At 72.8% G+C, this 19,226-nt stretch carries 8 protein-coding genes; 2 read left to right on the forward strand and 6 right to left on the reverse strand.

Going from position 1 to position 19,226, the window contains the following annotated elements:
- Nucleotides 1-6 precede the first annotated feature (6 nt).
- The 5 genes from SVTN_RS01980 to SVTN_RS02000 form a co-directional block, all read right to left on the reverse strand.
- Entirely contained in the window at nucleotides 7-1,980 is a 1,974-nt protein-coding gene (locus SVTN_RS01980; protein WP_041127520.1) for a non-ribosomal peptide synthetase, read from the reverse strand.
- 8 nt (nucleotides 1,981-1,988) lie between these two features.
- On the reverse strand, nucleotides 1,989-3,023 hold the full coding sequence (locus tag SVTN_RS01985) for a TauD/TfdA family dioxygenase (protein ID WP_041127521.1): 1,035 nt from the start codon (nucleotides 3,021-3,023) through the stop codon (nucleotides 1,989-1,991).
- A gap of 38 nt (nucleotides 3,024-3,061) precedes the next feature.
- Complete coding sequence (locus SVTN_RS01990; RefSeq protein ID WP_041127522.1) at nucleotides 3,062-3,847, reverse strand: thioesterase II family protein; 786 nt, start codon at nucleotides 3,845-3,847, stop codon at nucleotides 3,062-3,064.
- Nucleotides 3,847-13,380 (reverse strand): non-ribosomal peptide synthetase, encoded by a 9,534-nt coding sequence (locus SVTN_RS01995; RefSeq protein ID WP_078908147.1) that lies wholly within the window; start codon nucleotides 13,378-13,380, stop codon nucleotides 3,847-3,849. The genes SVTN_RS01990 and SVTN_RS01995 overlap by 1 nt, the downstream gene beginning before the upstream one ends.
- Nucleotides 13,381-13,635: 255 nt before the next feature.
- Nucleotides 13,636-15,024, reverse strand: coding sequence for a helix-turn-helix domain-containing protein (locus SVTN_RS02000; RefSeq protein WP_041127523.1), 1,389 nt, complete (start codon nucleotides 15,022-15,024; stop codon nucleotides 13,636-13,638).
- A gap of 306 nt (nucleotides 15,025-15,330) precedes the next feature.
- Between SVTN_RS02000 and SVTN_RS02005 the strand changes: the two genes are divergently transcribed.
- Entirely contained in the window at nucleotides 15,331-15,546 is a 216-nt protein-coding gene (locus SVTN_RS02005; RefSeq protein WP_041127524.1) for a hypothetical protein, read from the forward strand.
- A 23-nt stretch (nucleotides 15,547-15,569) separates the two neighbouring features.
- Here SVTN_RS02005 and SVTN_RS02010 read toward each other — a convergent pair whose 3' ends face one another.
- A complete protein-coding gene (locus SVTN_RS02010; protein WP_041133444.1) occupies nucleotides 15,570-18,599 on the reverse strand; it encodes an AfsR/SARP family transcriptional regulator in 3,030 nt (1,009 codons plus the stop codon).
- A 215-nt stretch (nucleotides 18,600-18,814) separates the two neighbouring features.
- Between SVTN_RS02010 and SVTN_RS02015 the strand changes: the two genes are divergently transcribed.
- Nucleotides 18,815-19,213 carry a nuclear transport factor 2 family protein gene (locus SVTN_RS02015; protein WP_052498862.1) on the forward strand — a complete coding sequence of 133 codons (399 nt, stop codon included), beginning with the start codon at nucleotides 18,815-18,817 and terminating at the stop codon, nucleotides 19,211-19,213.
- Nucleotides 19,214-19,226: the final 13 nt, after the last annotated feature.

Genomic DNA, 19,226 nt, shown 5'->3' on the forward strand with positions numbered 1-19,226 from the left:
CTGCGGTCAGGCGTCCCGTGCGGCCAACAGCTCCTCGATGTGGGCGGCGAGGTCACGCAGTCGCGGGTGGGCGTAGACGGCCTTGACCGGGAGCGCCACGGACAGCTCGGCCCGCACGCGGGAGACGAGCTTGATGGCGAGCAGGGAGTGGCCGCCGAGCTTGAAGAAGTTGCCGTCCGGGCCGATCGACGCGGCGCCCAGGACCTGGGTCCACACACGGGCGATGAGCTCCTCCGCGCGGCCGTTCAGGCCGTCGGTGCCGGTGCCGGTGGTCGGGGGCTCCGCGTCCGCCGCCGGGGTTTCGAGCCGGGTGGGCAGTGCGGACCGGTCGAGCTTGCCGCTGGGCGTCGTGGCGAACCGGTCCACCGCGACGTACGCGCTCGGCACCATGTAGGCGGGCAGGCTCTCCGAGAGGGCGGCGCGCAGGGCGGTGGCGTCGCCGCCGCGGTGGTAGGCGATCAGGCAGGCGGTGCCGCCGGCGTCCTCGCCGAGGATCACGGCCGCCTCGGCGACGCCGTCCTCGCGGGTGAGGGCGGCCTCGATCTCCGGGAGTTCGATGCGGTGTCCGCGCAGCTTGACCTGGCCGTCGGCGCGGCCGAGGTAGACGAGCCGGCCGTCGGGGAGCAGCCGGCAGCGGTCGCCGGTGCGGTACATGCGCCCGCCGGGGGCGTCACCGGAGACGATGTCGGCGACGAAACGTTCCGCCGTGAGTCCGGGGCGGCGGCGGTAGCCGCGGCCCACGCGCGGGCCCGCGAGGTACAGCTCGCCGGACTCCCCCGGCCCGACCGGAGCGAGCTTCTCGTCGAGCAGGCGCATCCGGAGGCCCGGCAGGACGGCGCCGATGTGCGGCTCCCCCGGCCAGTCGATCCAGCCGGCGGTGGCGTCGACGGTGCACTCGGTCGGACCGTACACGTTGAGCGCGCGCAGCAGGCCGGACCGGTGGGCGGCGGCCAGCCGGTCCCACAGCGCCGGACTGATCGCCTCGCCTCCGACGAGGAGGGTCAGCGGGCGCGGGCCGCCGTCCTCGGTGAGCAGGTCGAGGAGCGGGTCGGCGTGCGAGGGGGTGATGTCCAGATCGGTGAGGGCCTGCTCGTCGACGAAGGCGGCGAGCAGCGACGGGTCGCGGCGGGTCTCCTCGTCGATCATGACGAGGGTGTCGCCCCGGCAGAGCCGTGTCCACTGCTGCACGGAGGCGTCGAACGACGGGGAGGCGTTCCAGCCGACCCGGCGGCCCTCGCCCGTGGCGGCGCCCGCCTCCTCCAGTTCCTTCAGCAGCAGGGAGGCGGCGGCGCGGCCGATCTCGACGCCCTTGGGGCGGCCGGTGGAACCGGAGGTGTAGATGACGTAGGCGAGCGTGTCTCCGGTGACCGGAACGGGCGTGTACGGGGACGGGGCCGGGTCACCGCTCGGGGCGGCCGCCAGCTCGGCGAACGTCACGGCGCGGGCACCGGGGGCCGGGGAGCCGGCCGTACCACTCGTACCGTCCGTGCCGTCCGTGCCGTCCAGGACCACCAGGTCGGCGCCGGAGTCCTCGACGAGGTAGCGGCGGCGGTCGGCGGGCAGCGCCGGGTCGACCGGCAGGTAGGCGGCGCCGGCCGTGAGCGTGCCGATGATCGCGGTGACCAGGGCGGCGCCCCGGGGCAGGCAGAGCGCCACGACGCTCTCCGGGCCGACGCCGAGGGCACCGAGCCGGGCGGCGAACACGGCGGCCTCGGCGCGCAGCTCGTCGAAGGTGAGGCGGCGGTCACCGGCGACGACGGCGGTGCGGCCGCCGGGAGCGGTGGCGAACCGTGCCAGGAGGTCCGCCGCGCCGGTTCCGGCGGCGACGCAGGTGCCGCAGGAGCAGGCCTCCGAGACGGAGGGGGCCGATGAGGCCGGGGTGGCGGAGGAGGCCTGGGGGGCGAAGGGGGCCTGGGCGGCGGAGGGGGCCTGGGCGGCGGCCGGTACGACAGTGGAACGCTCGGGGAGGACGGCGGTCATGGCGGGGCTCACCTTCCGTACAGGGTGGTGGAGGGGGCGGAGGTCGGGGAGCAGTCGGACAGCCGTACCGGCTCGCCCATGGCGACGACGATCTTCCGGTCTCCGGTGTACGACTCCCGGCCGTGCGCGCAGAGGATGTTGTCGACGAGCATCAGGTCGCCGGCCTGCCAGCTCTCCCGCAGGGTGACCGCCTGGTACACGTCGTTGATCGCGTCCACCTCGGCGTCGGTGAGGACGGTGCCGTCGCCCAGGCGGGTGTCGAAGGGCAGGCCGTCCGCGCCGAACGTGTCGGTGAGGACCTCGCGGACGTCCTCGTCGAGGCTGCGGGCGTTCCAGAACGCGAAGTGGTTGAACCAGGAGCGTTCGCCGGTCACCGGGTGGGTGATGACGGCGGAACGGCGCTGGCGGGTGCGCAGGGTGTCCTCGTCGAGCCACTCGTAGCCGATCGCGTTCGCGTCGCAGTACTCCTCGGCGCCCGCGGGCTCGTCCGACGAGAAGGCCTTGCGCCAGGGCATGCCCGCCAGGTCGGAGTAGTTGCGCACGAGGAGCCAGCCGGCCTCGGCGAACCGCGCGACCAGGTCCTGCGGCAGCAGGGCGAGGGCCTTGCGCATGTCGCCGACGGTGGTCGCGCCACCGGTCTCGGGGGCGGTGACGCAGCCGAAGAGCAGGACGCCGGGGAAGTCGAGGGTGTAGCTGTTCTCGTTGTGCAGGCGGATCGCCTGGGCGGCCGGCAGGTCGGTGGAGGAGAACACGCCCTCGCCGAAGTCGCTGCGCGGGGTGGCCTTCTCCTTGTAGCCGGCGCGCCGGGCGATCAGCACGTCCCTCGCCTCGGCGAACGTCTCCGTGTCGGTCACCGGAAGTCCGCGCAGCATGACCGCGCCGGAACGGTGCAGTTCGGCCTGGATGGCGGGGAGCTGGGCGGACAGCCAGGCGGTGGCCTCGGCCATGGTGTCGAAGCCGGGGGTGTGGACGAGGGCCGGCTTGCCGGGCTCCCGGACGACGGTGATCCCGGTGGCGGCCGGGCGCTGGGCGTACGTGGTCATGGTGGGTGGTCTCCTCGTATCAGGTGACGACGGCGGGCTCAGGCGTTGCTGGGGGCGGAGGCGTACAGGGTCTCCAGGACCGGGTTCAGGCGGGCGAAGAAGCCAGGCAGGTCCTGCTGGAAGTAGAAGTGGTCGCCGGTCAGCACCTGGGGCACGACCTCGTGCCCGGCCACCAGGGACCAGCCGTCGAGCAGGTCGACCGGGACGATCGGGTCGGCGTCCCCGCCGAACACCGCGACCGGGCAGTCGAGCCGTACGGCCGGGGCCGTGCACCGGTACGCGTCGTCGATGGCGAAGTCGGCGCGGATGGACGGCAGGACGATCTCGCGGAGCTCCTCGTCGTCGAGGATGCCGTCGTCGGTGCCGCCGCGCTCCTTGATCGCCGCGACCAGTTCGTCGTCGTCGAGCCGCTCCGGGTGCACCGGGCACTGGTTGGGCAGCACCGGTGCCCGGCAGGCGGAGGCGATCAGGCCCTGCGGGCTGCGGCCGACGGCCTGCAGCGCACGGGTGACCTCGAAGGCCACCAGGGAGCCCATGCTGTGCCCGAGCACCACCAGGGCACCGGTGTCCGCGGGAAGGGCGTCGACCACGGGCAGCGCCAGGTCGTCGACGGACTCGGGCAGGTCCTCGCTGAAGCGGGCGCCCCGGCCCGGGTACTGGCCGATGAGCAGCCGTACGTCGGCCGGGAGGTGCTCGCGCCACGCGCTGTACGCGTGCGCGTTGCCTCCGGCGTGCGGGAGCACGAGCAGCGACAGGCGGTGCGGCAGGTCGCCGGGCAGGTCCCAGACGACGTCCTCGGGGGCGGGGGTCGGGGAGGTGTTCATCAGCTGATCCGTTCTGTGGCGGTGGCGTTGGCGGTGGCGGTCTGGGGCTTGGCGACGGTCTCGGAGACCGTCTCGGTCGCGGTGCGGCGGCGGAGGGCGGGACGGGCCTTCCTCACCGGCGCGGTCTTCAGGGATTCGATGTGCTCGGCGAGCCGGGCGGGGGTGGGGTGCTGGAAGACGTCGCGGATGGTGAGCCGGACGTCGAGGGCACCGGCGATGTGGTTGGTGAGGCGGGCGCCCAGGAGGGAGTGGCCGCCGTGGTGGAAGAAGTCGTCGTCGACGGTGAGGTCGGCGGTGGTGTCGAGGGTGCGGGTGAAGAGGCCGAGGAGGGTCTCCTCCAGCGGGGTGCGCGGGGCACGGCCGGCGGAGGCGACGGGGGCCGGTTCGGGCAGCGCGCGCTTGTCGACCTTCCCGTTGGGGGTCAGCGGCAGCCGCTCCAGAACCACGAGGTGCGTGGGCACGAGGTGCTCGGGCAGCCGCTCGGCCACGTGCCGCCGGATCTCCCCGGGGTCCGTGTCCCTGTCGGCGACGACGTACGCGGCGAGTTGTTCGTGGTGGACGGTGACGACGGCCTGGGTGACCGCGGGGTGGGTGAGGAGCGCGGCCTCGGTCTCACCGGGCTCGACACGGAAGCCACGGATCTTGATCTGGTCATCGGCCCGGCCGTCGTAGTGCAGCCGGCCGTGCCGGTCGAAGTGGGCCAGGTCGCCCGTCCGGTAGAGCCGCTCGCCGGCCCCCGCGAAGGGGTTCGGGACGAAACGGGTCGCGGTCAGGTCCGGCCGGCCCAGGTACCCGTGGGCGAGACCCTCGCCGGCCAGATACAGCTCACCGGTCACCCCCGGCGCGCACAGCTTCAGGTGTGCGTCGAGGACATAGGCGGCCTTGTTCACCAAGGGCGCGCCGACCGGAATCAGCGTGTCCCCGGGCTCGACGGTGTAGGTGGTCGTGAAGCCCATGGACTCGGCCGGGCCGTAGCCGTTGACGACCCTGATGCCGGGCTTGAGCCGCTGCAGCTTGTGGACGTGTGCCGGGGAGGCCGCCTCGCCTCCGGTGAAGGCGACGGTGACCGTGGCGAAGGCCTCCGGGTGCTCGTCGACGAGGAAGTTGAACAGGCTCGCCGACAGCTGGAGCATCGTGACCCCGTGCCTACGGGACAGCTCACCGATCAGCACCGGCTCCGGCCGCTGCCCCGGCTGCAGAACGGTCGTCCCACCGTGCAACAACGCGCCCCAGAACTCCAGGCTGAACGCGTCCCACGACACCGGCGAGCACTGCAGGAACACCTCGCCCGGACCGAAGTTCCCGTACGACTGCCCGCTCACCGTCGACACCAGGTTCCGGTGCGACGACAGGATCGCCTTGGGCCGGCCCGTCGAACCCGACGTGAACATCAGGCACGCGGAGTCGTCGGGGCTGAGGGGCAGGCCGAGGTTGCCGGGGTTGCGGGAGAGGAGTTCGCCAGGGGCCTCGGTGTGGGTCTGCCACGGTCCGTCGACGCGCTCCGCGAAGGCCGGGGCCGTGACGAGATGGCTGATGCCGGCGTCGGCCGCCGCCGAGCGGAGCCGCTCGTCGGGGAAGTCCGGGTCGAGCAGGGTGTAACCCGCCCCCGTCTTGACCACCGCGATCACCGCCGCCGCGAACTCCACCCCGCGCTCAAGCAGCACACCCGCCATGTCGCCACGGCCCAGGCCGTGGGCCCGCAGGTGGTGGGCCCACCGGTTGGCCATCGCGTTCAGCTCCGCGTACGAGACTTCGCGGTCTCCGTCGAGCAGGGCCGTCCTCTCCGGCCGGCGGACGACCTGCTCCTCGAAACGCTCGACGAGGGAGGCCTCACCCACCTCGGCGACGGTTCCGGCCCACGGTCCGGTCAGCAGCTCGCGCTCCGCCTCCGACAGCACCTCCAAAGACGCCAGCGGCAGGCCGGGGTCGTCGAGCACCTGGACCAGCACCTGGCCGAGCACCGACGCCATGCGGCGTACCGAGTCCTCGTCGAACAGTTCGGACGCGAAGAGGATCGCGCCGTGCAGGCGCCGGCTGTCGTCGGAGCGGAGCAGGAACTCGAGGTCGAACTTCGCCGACCCGTTGACGAGACCGGAGATCTCGGCGGTACGGACCCCGGGCAGGTGCAGCTCCGGAACGCCGCCCACCTCCAGGCCCAGGCAGATCTGGAAGAGGGGGTGCCGCGCCAGGCTGCGAGTGGGGTTGACCGCTTCGAGGACGAGGTCGAAGGGTGCCTCCTGGTGGGCGAAGGCGTCCAGGTCCGCCGTACGCACCCTGCGCAGAAGGTCGCGGAAGCTCGGGTCACCGGCAGTGCTGGTCCGCAGCACCAGCGTGTTCACGAAGAACCCGACCAGGTCCTGCAGCGACCGCTCACCACGACCCGCCACCGGCGTCCCGATCGCCAGATCGGACCCCGCACCCAGGCGGGTCAGCGCCGCGACCAGGGCCGCGTGCACCACCATGAACGGCGTGCACCCCTCCGAGCGGGCGAGAACCGCGACGCGCTCGAACAGATCCGTGCCGAGGTCGACCTCGACCTGACCGCCCTGATGCGAGGCCCTGGCCGGCCTCGGACGGTCCAGGTTCAGCCCGTGCTCCTCCGGCAGTCCCTCCAGCGCCCCGCGCCAGAAGCCCAACTCCCGGCCCAGCACACTCTCCGGGTCGTCCGCCGAGCCCAGCACGCGCCGCTGCCAGGCCGCGTAGTCCGCGTACTGCACGGTCAAGGGCTCCAGGACAGAGCCTTCGACCCCGGCCAGCCGGGCCTCATAGGCCCGCTGCAGATCTCCGAAGAACACCGCATTCGACAGACCGTCCGTCGCGATGTGGTGCACCACCAGCGACAGGACGACCGAGCCGTCAGCCAGCTCCAAGGCCACCGCCCGCAGCGGCAGCTCCACGGCCAGATCGAAGACGCGCCCGGACAGCTCCGCCAGCGCCGCGTCGACGTCGGAGGCGCCGATACGCCGGCGTTCCACCGACACCCTGGCCTGCTCGGGCGGCAGGACCCGCTGGCGCGGTTCGCCGTCCACCGGCTCGAACACCGTCCGCAGCGGAGCGTGCCGCTCGACCACGTCGCTCAGCGCGGACTCCAGCGCCCCGAGGTCCAGCCCTCCCTCGCACCGCACCACCATCGGCACGTTGTAGGCCGCACTGTCCCCCTCCAGCTGAGCCAGCAGCCACAACCGCCGCTGCGCGAACGACGCCGGAGCCGGCTCACCAGTCCCCTCCCCCGCGACCAGCGGCGGGAGAGCCTCTCCCGCCCCCCGTCCGGCAACCAGCTCCGCAAGTCCCGCCACCGTCGGACGCCCGAAGACGTCCCGGATCGTCAGCCGCGCACCCAGCGCCTCGGCGATGTGGTTCGTCAGCCGGGCCGCGAGCAGCGAATGACCGCCGTGGTGGAAGAAGTCGTCGTCGACGGTGAGGTCGGCGGTGGTGTCGAGGGTGCGGGTGAAGAGGCCGAGGAGGGTCTCCTCCAGCGGGGTGCGCGGGGCACGGCCGGCGGAGGCGACGGGGGCCGGTTCGGGCAGCGCGCGCTTGTCGACCTTCCCGTTGGGGGTCAGCGGCAGCCGCTCCAGGACGATCACATGTGTGGGGACGAGGTGCTCGGGGAGCCGCTCAGCCACGTGCCGCCGGATCTCCCCAGCGTCTGTGTCCCCGTCGGCGACGACGTACGCGGCGAGCTGTTCGTGGTGGACGGTGACGACGGCCTGGGTCACGGCGGAGTGCGTCAGAAGCGCAGCTTCGGTCTCACCGGGCTCGACACGGAAGCCACGGATCTTGATCTGGTCGTCGGCCCGGCCGTCGTAGTGCAGTCGGCCGTGCCGGTCGAAGTGGGCCAGGTCGCCCGTCCGGTAGAGCCGCTCGCCGGCCCCCGCGAACGGGTTCGGGACGAAACGGGTCGCGGTCAGGTCCGGCCGGCCCAGGTACCCGTGGGCGAGACCCTCGCCGGCCAGATACAGCTCACCGGTCACACCCGGCGCGCACAGGTTCAGATGAGGGTCCAGGACATAGGCGGCCTTGTTCACCAAGGGCGCGCCGACCGGAATCAGCGTGTCCCCGGGCTCGATCGTGTGGGTGGTCGTGAAGCCCATGGACTCGGCCGGGCCGTAGCCGTTGACGACCCTGATGCCCGGCTTGAGCCGCTGGAGCTTGTGGACGTGTGCCGGTGAGGCCGCCTCGCCTCCGGTGAAGGCGACGGTGACCGTGGCGAAGGCCTCCGGATGCTCGTCGACCAGGAAGTTGAACAGGCTCGCCGACAGCTGGAGCATCGTCACCCCGTGCCTACGGGACAGCTCACCGATCAGCACCGGCTCCGGCCGCTGCCCCGGCTGCAGAACGGTCGTCCCACCGTGCAGCAGAGCGCCCCAGAACTCCAGGCTGAACGCATCCCACGACACCGGCGAGCACTGCAGGAACACCTCTTCGGGCCCGAAGTTCCCGTACGACTGCCCGCTCACCGTCGACACCAGGTTCCGGTGCGACGACAGGATCGCCTTGGGCCGGCCCGTCGAACCCGACGTGAACATCAGGCAGGCCACGTCATCAGCGCTCAGCTCCGTGCCGAGGTTCTCTCCGCTGAGGTCTTCCAGCTGCCGTGAGGAGCAAGAGGCCGTGTCCCAGGGCCCGTTCAGACGTGCCGCAAGACGCGGCTCGCTGATCAGGACGCTGATGCCGGCATCGGTCGCCGCCGAGCGGAGCCGCTCGTCCGGGAAGTCCGGGTCCAGGAGCGTGTAACCCGCCCCCGTCTTGACGACCCCGATGACCGCCGCCGCGAACTCCACCCCGCGCTCCAGCAGCACGCCCGCCATGTCGCCGCGCCCCAGGCCGCAGGACCGCAGATGGCGGGCCCAGCGGTTGGCGGCGGCGTTGAGTTCGGCGTACGTGACCTCAACTCCCTCGCCGACCAGGGCCGGCCGGCCCGGGAACTTCGCGGCCTGCTCCTCGAACCGCTCGACGAGCGTGGTCTCCACCGCGTCCGCCGCCGGTCCGGCCCACGGGCCCGTCAGCAGTTCGCGCTCCGCCTCCGACAGCACCTCCAGACCCGACAGCCGCAGACCCGGCTCGTCGAGGACCTGGGCCAGCACCTCGCCGAGGACGGTCGCCATCCGCCGTACCGTGGCCTCGTCGAACAGCTCCGCCGCGAAGAGGACGGTCGCCCGCAGCTCCTTCTCGTCGTCGGAGCGGAGGAAGAACTCCAGGTCGAACTTGGCGGATCCGCTGGAGAACTTCTCCACCGGGCCCGTACGGACTCCGCTCAGCTCGAAGGCGGGGCCGCCGTCGGTCTCCAGGCCGAGGCTGATCTGGAAGAGGGGGTGCCGCGCCAGGCTCCGGGTCGGGTTGACCGCTTCGAGGACGAGGTCGAAGGGTGCCTCCTGGTGGGCGAAGGCGTCCAGGTCCGCCGTACGCACCCTGCGCAGAAGGTCGCGGAAGCTCGGGTCACCGGCAGTGCTGGTCCGCAGCACCAGCGTGTTCACGAAGAACCCGACCAGGTCCTGCAGCGACCGCTCACCACGACCCGCCACCGGCGTCCCGATCGCCAGATCGGACCCCGCACCCAGGCGGGTCAGCGCCGCGACCAGCGCCGCGTGCACCACCATGAACGGCGTGCACCCCTCCGCCCTCGCGAAAGCGGCCACCCGCTCGAAGAGGTCCTCACCGAACCCGACCTCGACCTGACCGCCCTGATGAGACGCCCTGGCCGGCCTCGGACGGTCCAGATTCAGCCCGTGCTCCTCCGGCAGTCCCTCCAGCGCCCCGCGCCAGAAGCCCAACTCCCGGCCCAGCACACTCTCCTGGTCATCGGGGGATCCCAACACCCGTCGCTGCCAGACCGCGTAGTCCGCGTACTGCACGGTCAAGGGCTCCAGGACAGAACCCTCGGCCCCGGCCACCCGGGCCTCATAGGCCCGCTGCAGATCCGCGAAGAACACCGCATTCGACAGACCGTCCGTCGCGATGTGATGCACCACGAGCGACAGGACGACCGAGCCGTCAGCCACTTCGAACGCCACCGCCCGCAGCGGCAGCTCCACAGCCAGATCGAACCCACGACGCGCCGCTGCCTCCAACTCCCCTTCCAGGGCACCGGCGTCGACCCGACGCCAGTCCACCGACACGCGCGCCCTCTCGGGCGGAAGGACCCGCTGGCGCGGCTCGCCCTCCACCGGCTCGAACACCGTCCGCAGCGGAGCGTGCCGCTCCACCACGTCGCTCAGCGCGGACTCCAGCGCCGCCCGGTCCGGCGCGCCCTCCAGCCGTACCGCCATCGGCACGTTGTAGGCCGCGCTGTCCCCCTCCAACTCCGACAGCAGCCACAACCGCCGCTGCGCGAACGACGCCGGAGCCGGTTCACCGGCCCCCTCTCCCGCGACCAGCGGCGGGACGGCCCGTACGGCGCCCTGCTCACCGAGCAGTTCCGCGAGCCCCGCCACCGTCGGGTGCCCGAAGACGTCCCGGATCGTCAGGCGCACGCCGAACGCCTCGGCGATGTGGTTCGTCAGCCGGGCCGCGAGCAGCGAATGGCCGCCGAGGGCGAAGAAGCTGTCGTCGATGCCCACCGGGCCGGTGAGCTCCAGGGTTCGGCCGAAGAGGGCGGCCAGGATCTCCTCGGTCTCGTTGCGCGGGGCGCGGTCCGTTCCCAGGACCGTCGTCGGTGCCGGCAGCGCCCGCTTGTCGATCTTGCCGTTGGGGGTGACGGGCAGGCGGTCGAGCGCGGTCACGTACGTGGGGACGAGGTGCTCGGGGAGCCGCTCGGCCACGTGCCGCCGGATCTCGTCGGGGTCCGTGTCCCCGTCGGCGACGACGTACGCGGCGAGCCGCTTCTCGTGGACGGTGACGACGGCCTGGGTCACGGCAGGGTGGGTCAGGAGCGCGGCCTCGGTCTCGCCGGGTTCGATCCGGAAGCCGAGGATCTTGATCTGGTCGTCGGCCCGGCCCTCGTACAGGAGGCGTCCGTCCCGGTCGAAGCGGGCCAGGTCGCCCGTCCGGTAGAGCCGGCCGCCGTCCGTGGCAAAGGGGTTCGGTACGAAGCGGGCGGCGGTCAGGTCCGGCCGGCCCAGGTATCCGTGGGCGAGGCCCTCGCCCGCCACGTACAGCTCTCCGCTCACCCCCGGTGGGCAGAGGTTCAGCTGCGCGTCCAGGACGTAGGCGGGCTTGTTGACCAGCGGGGTGCCGATCGGGATCACCGGGTGCGGCTGTTCGCCGGCCTCGATGGTGTGGGTGGTCGCGTAGATCATGACCTCGGCGGGTCCGTACCCGTTGAGGACGGTGATGCCGGGCCTGAGCCGCTGGAGCTTGTGGACGTGCGCCGGGGAGGCCGCCTCGCCCACCGTGAAGGCGGTGGTGACGGTCTCGAAGGCCTCGGGGTGTTCGTCGGTGAGGTAGTTGAAGAGGGTGGCGGACAGCAGGAGCGTCGTGACGCGGTGCCGGCGCGCCAGCTCGGTCACGAGGGCCGGTTCGGGCTTCTGTCCCGGCTGGAGGACCGCCGTGCCGCCGTGCAGGAGCGCTCCCCAGAACTCCAGGCTGAACGCGTCCCAGGACACCGGCGAGCACTGGAGGTAGACCTGGTCCGGGCCCGCGGGGAGGTAGGGCTGGCCGATCAGGGTCGCCACCAGGTTGCGGTGGGAGGACAGGATGGCCTTGGGCCGGCCCGTCGAGCCGGAGGTGAACATCAGGCAGGCGGGGTCGTCGGGTCCGAGCGGCACGCCGAGGTTGCCGGGGTGGTACGAGAGGAGTTCGCCGGGGGCCTCGGTGTGGGTGGCCCAGGGGCCTTCGACGCGTTCGGCGAGCACCGGGCGGGTGACGAGGTGGCTGATGCCGGCGTCGGCGGCCGCCGAGCGCAGCCGGTCGTCGGGGAAGTCCGGGTCGAGGAGGACGTGGGCGGCGCCGGTCTTCAGGACGGCGAGGAGAGCGGTGGCGAAGCGGGTGCCGCGTTCGAGGAGGACGCCGGCCATGTCGCCGCGCCCGAGGCCGCGGGTCCGCAGGTGGCGGGCCCAGCGGTTGGCGGCGGCGTTCAGTTCGGCGTACGTGACCTCGCCTGCCTCGTCGATGAGCGCGACCCCGTCGGGGAACCGTGCCGCCTGCTCCTCGAACCGCTCCACGAGCGTCGTGTCCACCGCGTCCGCGAGCGGTCCGGCCCACCGGCCCGTCAGGAGCTCGCGCTCCGCCTCCGACAGGACGTCCAGGTCGGCGACCCGGCGTTCGGTCGGTCGCTCGGCGGTGAGGACGGTGGTCAGGAAGGCGGCGAACCGGTCCTGGTGGGCGGCGACGGCCGTCACGTCGACGCCCTCGACGGGGGTGTCGAAGTCGATGCGCAGGCCGTTCGCGGCGCCCAGGTCGAGCACGGCGACGCTGAGGTCGTCGACCGGGCCGTTGCTCACGTTGTGGTTGACCGTCGGGTGGCCGCAGACGGTGAGCTCCGCGTGGAAGCCCATGATGTTGAGGACGGGCGCGGCCAGCCTGCGGGCGCCGTCGATGACACCGGCGTCGCGGCACAGGTCCTCGTACCGGGTCATCTGGTGGCGCAGACCGTGCTTGACCTCGGCCCCCACCGAGCGGACCAGTGCGGCGAGCGGTTCCTCGGGCCGGACCCGGAGCCTCAGGGGGACGACGTTCGACGACATTCCCGGGGTGCTGCGCGCCCGTCGGGACGTCCGGCCGGTCACGGGCAGGGCGATCGTCAGCTCGGTCCGTCCGGTGACGCGGTGCAGGTAGACCGTGAACAGGGCGACGAGGAGGACCGACCAGGAGGCGCGCTCGCCGCGTGCCACCGCGCGGAGCCGGTCGGCGTCCGCCGGGGACACCCGTACGCTCCGGCGGGCGAAGGGCAGGCCGCCGTGCGCGGCCGCCGCCCGGCCCGTGCCCCGGACGAGGCCGGCGGGGGCGTCCGGCGCTCCGGCGAGGTGCTCCCGCCAGGCGGCGCGCTCGGCGGCGGCCTCCTCGGACCGCCGGTACTCCGCGTCCTCGGCGAGCAGTTCGGCCAGGCTGCCGAACGGGGACGGCCCCCAGGGCTCGCCCGCGACGGCCTGCTCGTACAGCTCGACCAGCCGTGCGAGGGCCATCGAGACGCCCACGCCGTCGACGACCAGGTGGTGGAAGCCGTAGAAGTAGAAGTACCTCTCCTCGCCGAGCTTGATCAGCGCGCAGCGGACCGGCGGCTGGTCGGTGAGGTCGAAGGGGGCGCAGATCAGCGCGTCGATCAGCCGCCAGGCCTCGCGCTCCGGGTCGTCCGTGGCGCTCACGTCGGTGAACGGCAGGCTGCGCGAGCCGGCGTCGGCGTCGAGCAGCTGCCACACCTGCTCCCCGTCGTCCTCGAAGCGGCGGATGCGGAGGAAGTCCGCCTCCTCGACGAGCCGGCGCCAGGCGGCCGCCATCAGCTCCGGGTCGACGGGGCCGTTGATCTCGCGGCACTCGGCGACGTTGTACTTCACGCCGGTGGGGTCGAGGGCGTGTGCCGTCCAGATGTCACGCTGGGCCACCGAGAGCGGCAACCGGACGGCAGCCGGAGCGGGTGCGACGGGCGTGTCGAACGGCATGGGGGCTCCTGGGGAAGTCACGGCGGAGGAGAGGGAGGAGAGGGGCTCGGGCGGGGCAGTCGCCATACAACCCGTGGGCCGGGGCGGGGAGCGGCAGTTGCTGCGGCGGTACGCCAGCGGTTCGGCGGCGGGGCGGCAGTCGGGCGGCAGCGGTTCCGGCAGTCGTACGGACTCCACCGGCCGTACGGGGATGCGGCAGCGGTTCCGGCAGTCGTACGGCGGTCGGCGGCGGCCCGCCGGTCGTACGGGTGCCGCTCACCGGACCGGCGTGCGCACCCCGGTCGTCACGGACACGGGCGCGGGCGCGGTCGCCCTCGCAGTCGCCGTCGCCGTCGCCGCGAGGGCGCGTACCACGCACAGCACGCGGAACGCGGAGCGGCCGCCGCCCGTACCGGCCCGGATCACGCCGCTGACCAGCAGGTCGCGGACCGTGCGGCCGCAGTGCGGCAGGGGCATGCCGGTCAGTCGGACGACGTCCTCCAGGACGAACTCGCCCTCGCCCGCGGCGCACAGCGCGCCGATCAGCTCCCGGTGGCCGTCGGGGAGCGCGGCGAGGGTGCGGGCGACGCGCTCGCGGAGCCGGGAGCCGGAGCGGCCGTCGGCCAGGTGGTCGAGCAGCGGCGCCGGGTCGGACTCGACGATGCCGCGCAGCGTGGGCAGGTCGCAGACGGTGAGCCAGGAGGCCGCGGCGGAGAGTGCGAGCGGGTGGCCGTCGAGCCGGTGGCTGACCCACGCGACGTCCGCGAGGACGCGGTCGTCGGGAACGATGTCGGGGCGGACGTGGCGGAGCCGGCTGAGGAGGAACCGGGCGGCGGGTGCGTCGGAGCGGATGCCGTCGGACGGGTCGGGTGCCTCCAGCGGGGAGAGGAGGAAGAGGCGTTCGCCGGGGACGTTCCAGGGTTCGTCGGCGGTGAGGAGGAGGCGGAGTCCGGGCAGTTCGCGCAGCAGTCGGCTCAGGCGGTGGAAGTCGAGGAGTGCGGTGTCGACGCCGTCGAGGACGAGGAGCACGGCGCGGTCGCCGAGGGCGCCGGCCAGTTCGGGGGTCAGTTCGTCGGCCCGGCCGTCGCCGTGCAGGAAGGCGGCGCAGTCGGCCGTGAGGGCCGCGAGCTGCTCGTCGTCGGCCGGCAGGCAGTCGGCGACCGCCCCGGGGGCGGTGTGCCAGAGGACCGGGAAGCCGGTGGCGTGCAGCCGGGCCGCCGCCTCCAGGGCCAGTCTCGTCTTGCCGACGCCGGTCAGGCCGACGACGGTGATCAGCCGTTCGGCTCCGGAGCGCAGCTCCTCCGTGAGGACGGTGGCCTCGGCGTCCCTCTCGATCAGCGGGTGCAGCGGTACGGGCGGGGCCGGCCGTTCGGCGGCGAAGTGCCGGGTCCCGGTGCCGCCCCGGTGGCCGCGCCGTACCGCGTCCTCCAGGGCCGTACGGGCCCGGGGGCCCAGGCGCAGGCCGTCGGCGATCAGCCGGATCGTGTCGGCTCTCGGTCGCTGTGCCTTCCCCTTCTCCAGGTCGCGGATGGCGCGGACGCTGATGGTGGAGAGGTCCGCCAGCTCCTGCTGGGTCAGGCCGATGCGGAGCCGGTGGCCGCGGATGAGGGTGCCGAGTGCGGCGGTGGCCGTCACGGTGTCCTCGGGGGAGAGACTGGTCGTCATGAGAAGCTCCCGCTCGTCGAGTTGGGGCGGGCCCTCCGGTCGACGGCCCGGTCGGGCCGCCGACCGGGGGCTGCGCCTCGCCGTCTGCTGGGATCCATGCTCCGGACGCGACTATTCAGGGGGCATCGCGGCACTAACGGGCGAGGATGCCGGGCGATAGCGGCATACACGCCCGTGATAGGGGTGCGAGTGGGGTGCCGTTCCGTGATAGCGGGGTGATAAGGCAGCGAGCGGTGCCGTGAATCCGCTTGTTCCTAGGTTGGTGGTCAGAAGGAAACGCCGCACACCACCGAGAGGCAGGATCCGATGTCGTACTCCTCCACCACCGCCGCCCGCACCTCCGTCCGCGCCGCCGTGACCGCCGCGCTGATCGTGATCCTGACCGGGGTGGGCGTCCAGGCGAGCTGGGCCGACGGGACGACGGGCACCACGACGAGCACCACCCCGGTCTGCACGACCACGGTCGACGCCACCGGCACGCCCATCACCACGTGCAGCACCGACAACAACCCCTGGGACTGACCTTCGTCAGGCCGGCCCGCTCCTCAGCAGCCGGTCGCGAGCAGTCTCTCCGCCTCCGCGAGTTCCCGGCCCATCCGCCGCTCGCGGAACACCTCGACCGCCGGGACGAGCAGCTCCCGGGAGCGCCCCGGCTCCGCGTCGAGGAGACGGGCGAGGTCCAGGCGCGCCAGTGCGCCACCGCTAAAATCCATGACGCCCTCCCGCGCGGTCACCGCGCGGTCGTAGAAGTCCCTGGCCCGGTCGGGACGCCCCATGATGACGAACGCGTGGCCCAGGTCGCGGAGCAGATGGCCCTCTCCAATCACGTCGCCGGAATCCCGGCAGAGTTCGAGCACTTCCGTGAAGGTCAGGACCGCCAGGTCGCTCCGGCCCTGTTCGAGCAGCAGTTGTCCGACGCGCCGCAGTGTCCTCGCGCGGCCGCCGGTGTAGCCGACCCCTTCGTAGATGTCGAGCGCCTCGTCCAACTGGCTCTGTGCCGCCGCGATCTCGCCCTGCCGCATCCGGATGTGCGCGCTCTGGGTAAGGACGATCGCGCGGCCCACGACGTCGCCCGCCCGGTCGAAGTCGGCCAGGGACCTCCGGTACAGCTCGAGGGCCGAGGTGTCGTCGCCGCTGCTGCGGGCGATGAGGGCCATGTCGCGGCGGCACAGTGCCTCGCCCATCGGCTCGTCGAGCGCCTGGAAGACGTCGAGCGCCGAGTTCAGGGCCTGCCGGGCGGTGTCGAACTGGTTGCGGCTCATGTAGAGCGAGCCGAGCGAGGCGCGTATCGCGGCGGTGCCGCGCAGGTTGCCCGCCTTGCGGACGGCGGCCAGGGCGCTCAGATGGGTCTGCTCCCACAGGTCGTAGTGGCCGCGCACCTCGAACAGGGTGACGAGCGAGGTCGCGAGGTCCCAGCTGAGGTCGTGGAGGCCCGCGTCGGCGGTGTGCTCGACCATCCCGCACAGGGAGGCCTGTTCCGCGTCGAGCCAGGCCAGCGGATCGGCGAGGACCTCGTCCGTGTACGAGTCCGGGGGTTCCCAGCGGGGCGCGTCGCCGTGCAGGACGGTGAAGTCCCCGCCGTACACCTTCCGGTGGGCCTGCTGGGCCAGGTGCATCCAGCCGCCCGCCATCCGGGCGAGGGCCTCCTGCCGTTCCTCGGGCGTGTGGTGGGCGGCGAGCTGTTCCCGTGCGTACACGCGGATGATCTCGTGGAAGCGGTACCGGAAGCCGCCGGTGCGCTCGACTCCGGCGACGTCCAGCATCTGCACGTCGACCAGCGGTTCCATCAGGTCCGAGGGGAAGGGGCGGCGGTCGTCGAGCAGGGCGCCCGCCAGCCAGCTCGGCAGGGTCGGTGCCTGCGCCATGCTCAGGAGGCGAAGGAGGCGGCGGTCCTCCGGTGCCAGGCCCTCGTACGTCAGGGACAGGCTGGCGCGCATCGTCATCTCGCCGTGCGTGAGTTCGTCGAGCCGGTGCCGCTCGTTGGCGAGGCGCTGCACCATGGACGCCAGGGTCCAGTGCGGGCGGGCCGCGAGCCGGGCGGCGACGATCCGCAGGGCCAGCGGGAGCCGTCCGACCGTGCGGACGAGGGCCTCCGCGGCCGCGGCCTCGCCGGCGACCCGCTCGCGTCCGATGATGCGGGAGAGCAGTTCGAGGGCGCGGTCCTCGGCGAGCACGTCGAGTTCCACGCGGTGGGCGCCGGGCAGGGCGGTGAGGCGGGCGCGGCCGGTGACGAGGACGGCGCAGCCGCGGCTGCCGGGCAGCAGCGGCAGCACCTGGCCCTCGCCGGCGGCGTCGTCGAGGACGACCAGGACGCGGCGGGAGGCGAGTCGGGTGCGGTACATCTCGGCCCGCTCGTCCAGGGATTCCGGGATGAGCTGGCCGGGGATGCCGAGGGCGCGCAGGAACCGTCCGAGGACCTCCTCGGGGGTGGCCGGGGTGCCGGTGGTGCCGCGCAGGTCGCAGTAGAGCTGGCCGTCGGGGAAGCCGGTCTCGGAGAGCATGTGGGCGACGTGCACGGCGAGGGTCGACTTGCCGGTGCCGGGCTTTCCGGTGATGGCGGCGAGTCCCACGGTGGTGCGGCCGGGTCGTCCGGTCAGCGCCTCTTCGAGGGCGGCGAGCTGGCCGGCGTCGGACACGAAGTCGGCGACGGCGGCGGGGAGCTGGTGGGGCACGGCGTCCTGCCGAACCGATTCTGCGGACGGCGCGGTGGTCGTCTCGGTGTCCTCCGCGGACTCCACGACCGCGGGCCGCGCCGGCTCCTCGGGGGACGCCTTCTCCTCCGGTACGCGTACGACTGCGGGTACCGGTACGGCTCCGGTGGGCGCGGGGAGCCGGCCGGCGAGGATCGCCGATTCGAGTTCCCTGAGCTCCCGGCTGGGTTCGAGGCCGAGTTCCTCGGCGAGGAACCGTCGTGCGGTGCGGAAGGCCTCCAGGGCCTCGGCCTGCCGTCCGGACCAGTACAGGGCCTGGATCAGCTGGCCGCGCAGCTTCTCCCGCAGGGGGTGTTCGTGGGTGAGCCTCTGCAGTTCGCCCACGAGCCCGTCGTACCGTCCGAGTTCGAGTTCGAGCTGGATGCGGAGTTCGACGGCGGTCAGGCGTTCCTCGTTGAGCTGGCGTGCCTTGTTGGCGAGCGGGCCGCTGTCGAGGCCGGGCAGGCAGTCGCCCTGCCACAGCGTCACGGCGCCCCTCAACAACCGTACGGCCCAGTCGAGTTCGCCTTTCTCACGCAGTCGGCGGGCCCGTAAGACGAGGTCGGTGAAGAGTGCGGCGTCCACGTTCGCCGCGTCGGTGTGCAGGACGTATCCCGGGGGGCGGGTCGTGATCGAGACCTCGCCGTCCGCTCCGGCGAGGAGCTTCCGTAGCCGCGACACGCAGATCTGCACCTGGGTGCGGGCGGTCTCCGGCGGGTTGTCCTCCCAGATGAGGTCCACCAGGTGGTTGGTGCTGACCACCCGGTTCACTTCCAGGAGCAGCGCCGCGAGGATCACCTCCTGGCGCCCGGGCGGAAGCCGCAGCGGCCCGTCGGGGCCGTGGACCTGCAGCGGTCCCAGGACCCGGAAGGCGAGGGGCGACATGTCCGGGAGTTCCTGGGATCTGTCCCCGATGTCGTCCGTCACCGATTCCCCCACCAAAGAAACGAGTTGACACGTCAGGTCCGAGTGAGGACAGTCTCCACAACCACCCCCGCCCTGTCCATGCCGTGAAGATCCCGGTCGGAGATAGAGGGGGGATAACGCGGAGTTGGCGGCTCCCCCCAGAATCCTGGCCGAGACTGAAAGGGGCTCAGCCGTTGAACCGCCAAGATGACACGAGCACCGGGTTGCCGGGGCCGGCCGACCTGGTCACCGCCGCAGGAATCGACCACGTCCGCCTGGTCTACGACTACCTCGACGCCGGTGACCTGGACTCGTGCGCCTCCCTGCTGCACGACGGCGTGGTCCTCGAACTGCCGGGTCTGCCTCCGTTCCACGGGCGCCCGGCGGTCCTGCACACCCACTTCGGGCACTCGGTGCCGAGGGCCCGCTACGAGATCGACCGGGTCGTGGGACAGGACCGCAGCGTGGTCGCCACGGGGCGCCGCGTGGTGCCGGGCACCGACGGGCAGGACCTGCGCTTCGTGGACGTCTTCACGATCGCCGACGACGGCATGGTCCTCTCCTGTACCCGGTACTACCACGTGGCGCCGTGAGCGCGGCCCGAGG

It is taken from the genome of Streptomyces vietnamensis, assembly GCF_000830005.1.
GTDB classification, from domain to species: Bacteria; Actinomycetota; Actinomycetes; order Streptomycetales; family Streptomycetaceae; genus Streptomyces; species Streptomyces vietnamensis.

Excerpts from the sequence above, each read along its gene's own strand:
- SVTN_RS01995 (WP_078908147.1), bottom strand. The coding sequence starts at position 13,380 with ATGCCGTTCGACACGCCCGTCGCACCCGCTCCGGCTGCCGTCCGGTTG.
- SVTN_RS01980 (WP_041127520.1), bottom strand. The coding sequence starts at position 1,980 with ATGACCGCCGTCCTCCCCGAGCGTTCCACTGTCGTACCGGCCGCCGCC.
- SVTN_RS02005 (WP_041127524.1), top strand. The coding sequence starts at position 15,331 with ATGTCGTACTCCTCCACCACCGCCGCCCGCACCTCCGTCCGCGCCGCC.
- SVTN_RS02000 (WP_041127523.1), bottom strand. The coding sequence starts at position 15,024 with ATGACGACCAGTCTCTCCCCCGAGGACACCGTGACGGCCACCGCCGCA.
- SVTN_RS01985 (WP_041127521.1), bottom strand. The coding sequence starts at position 3,023 with ATGACCACGTACGCCCAGCGCCCGGCCGCCACCGGGATCACCGTCGTC.
- SVTN_RS02010 (WP_041133444.1), bottom strand. The coding sequence starts at position 18,599 with ATGTCGCCCCTCGCCTTCCGGGTCCTGGGACCGCTGCAGGTCCACGGC.
- SVTN_RS01990 (WP_041127522.1), bottom strand. The coding sequence starts at position 3,847 with ATGAACACCTCCCCGACCCCCGCCCCCGAGGACGTCGTCTGGGACCTG.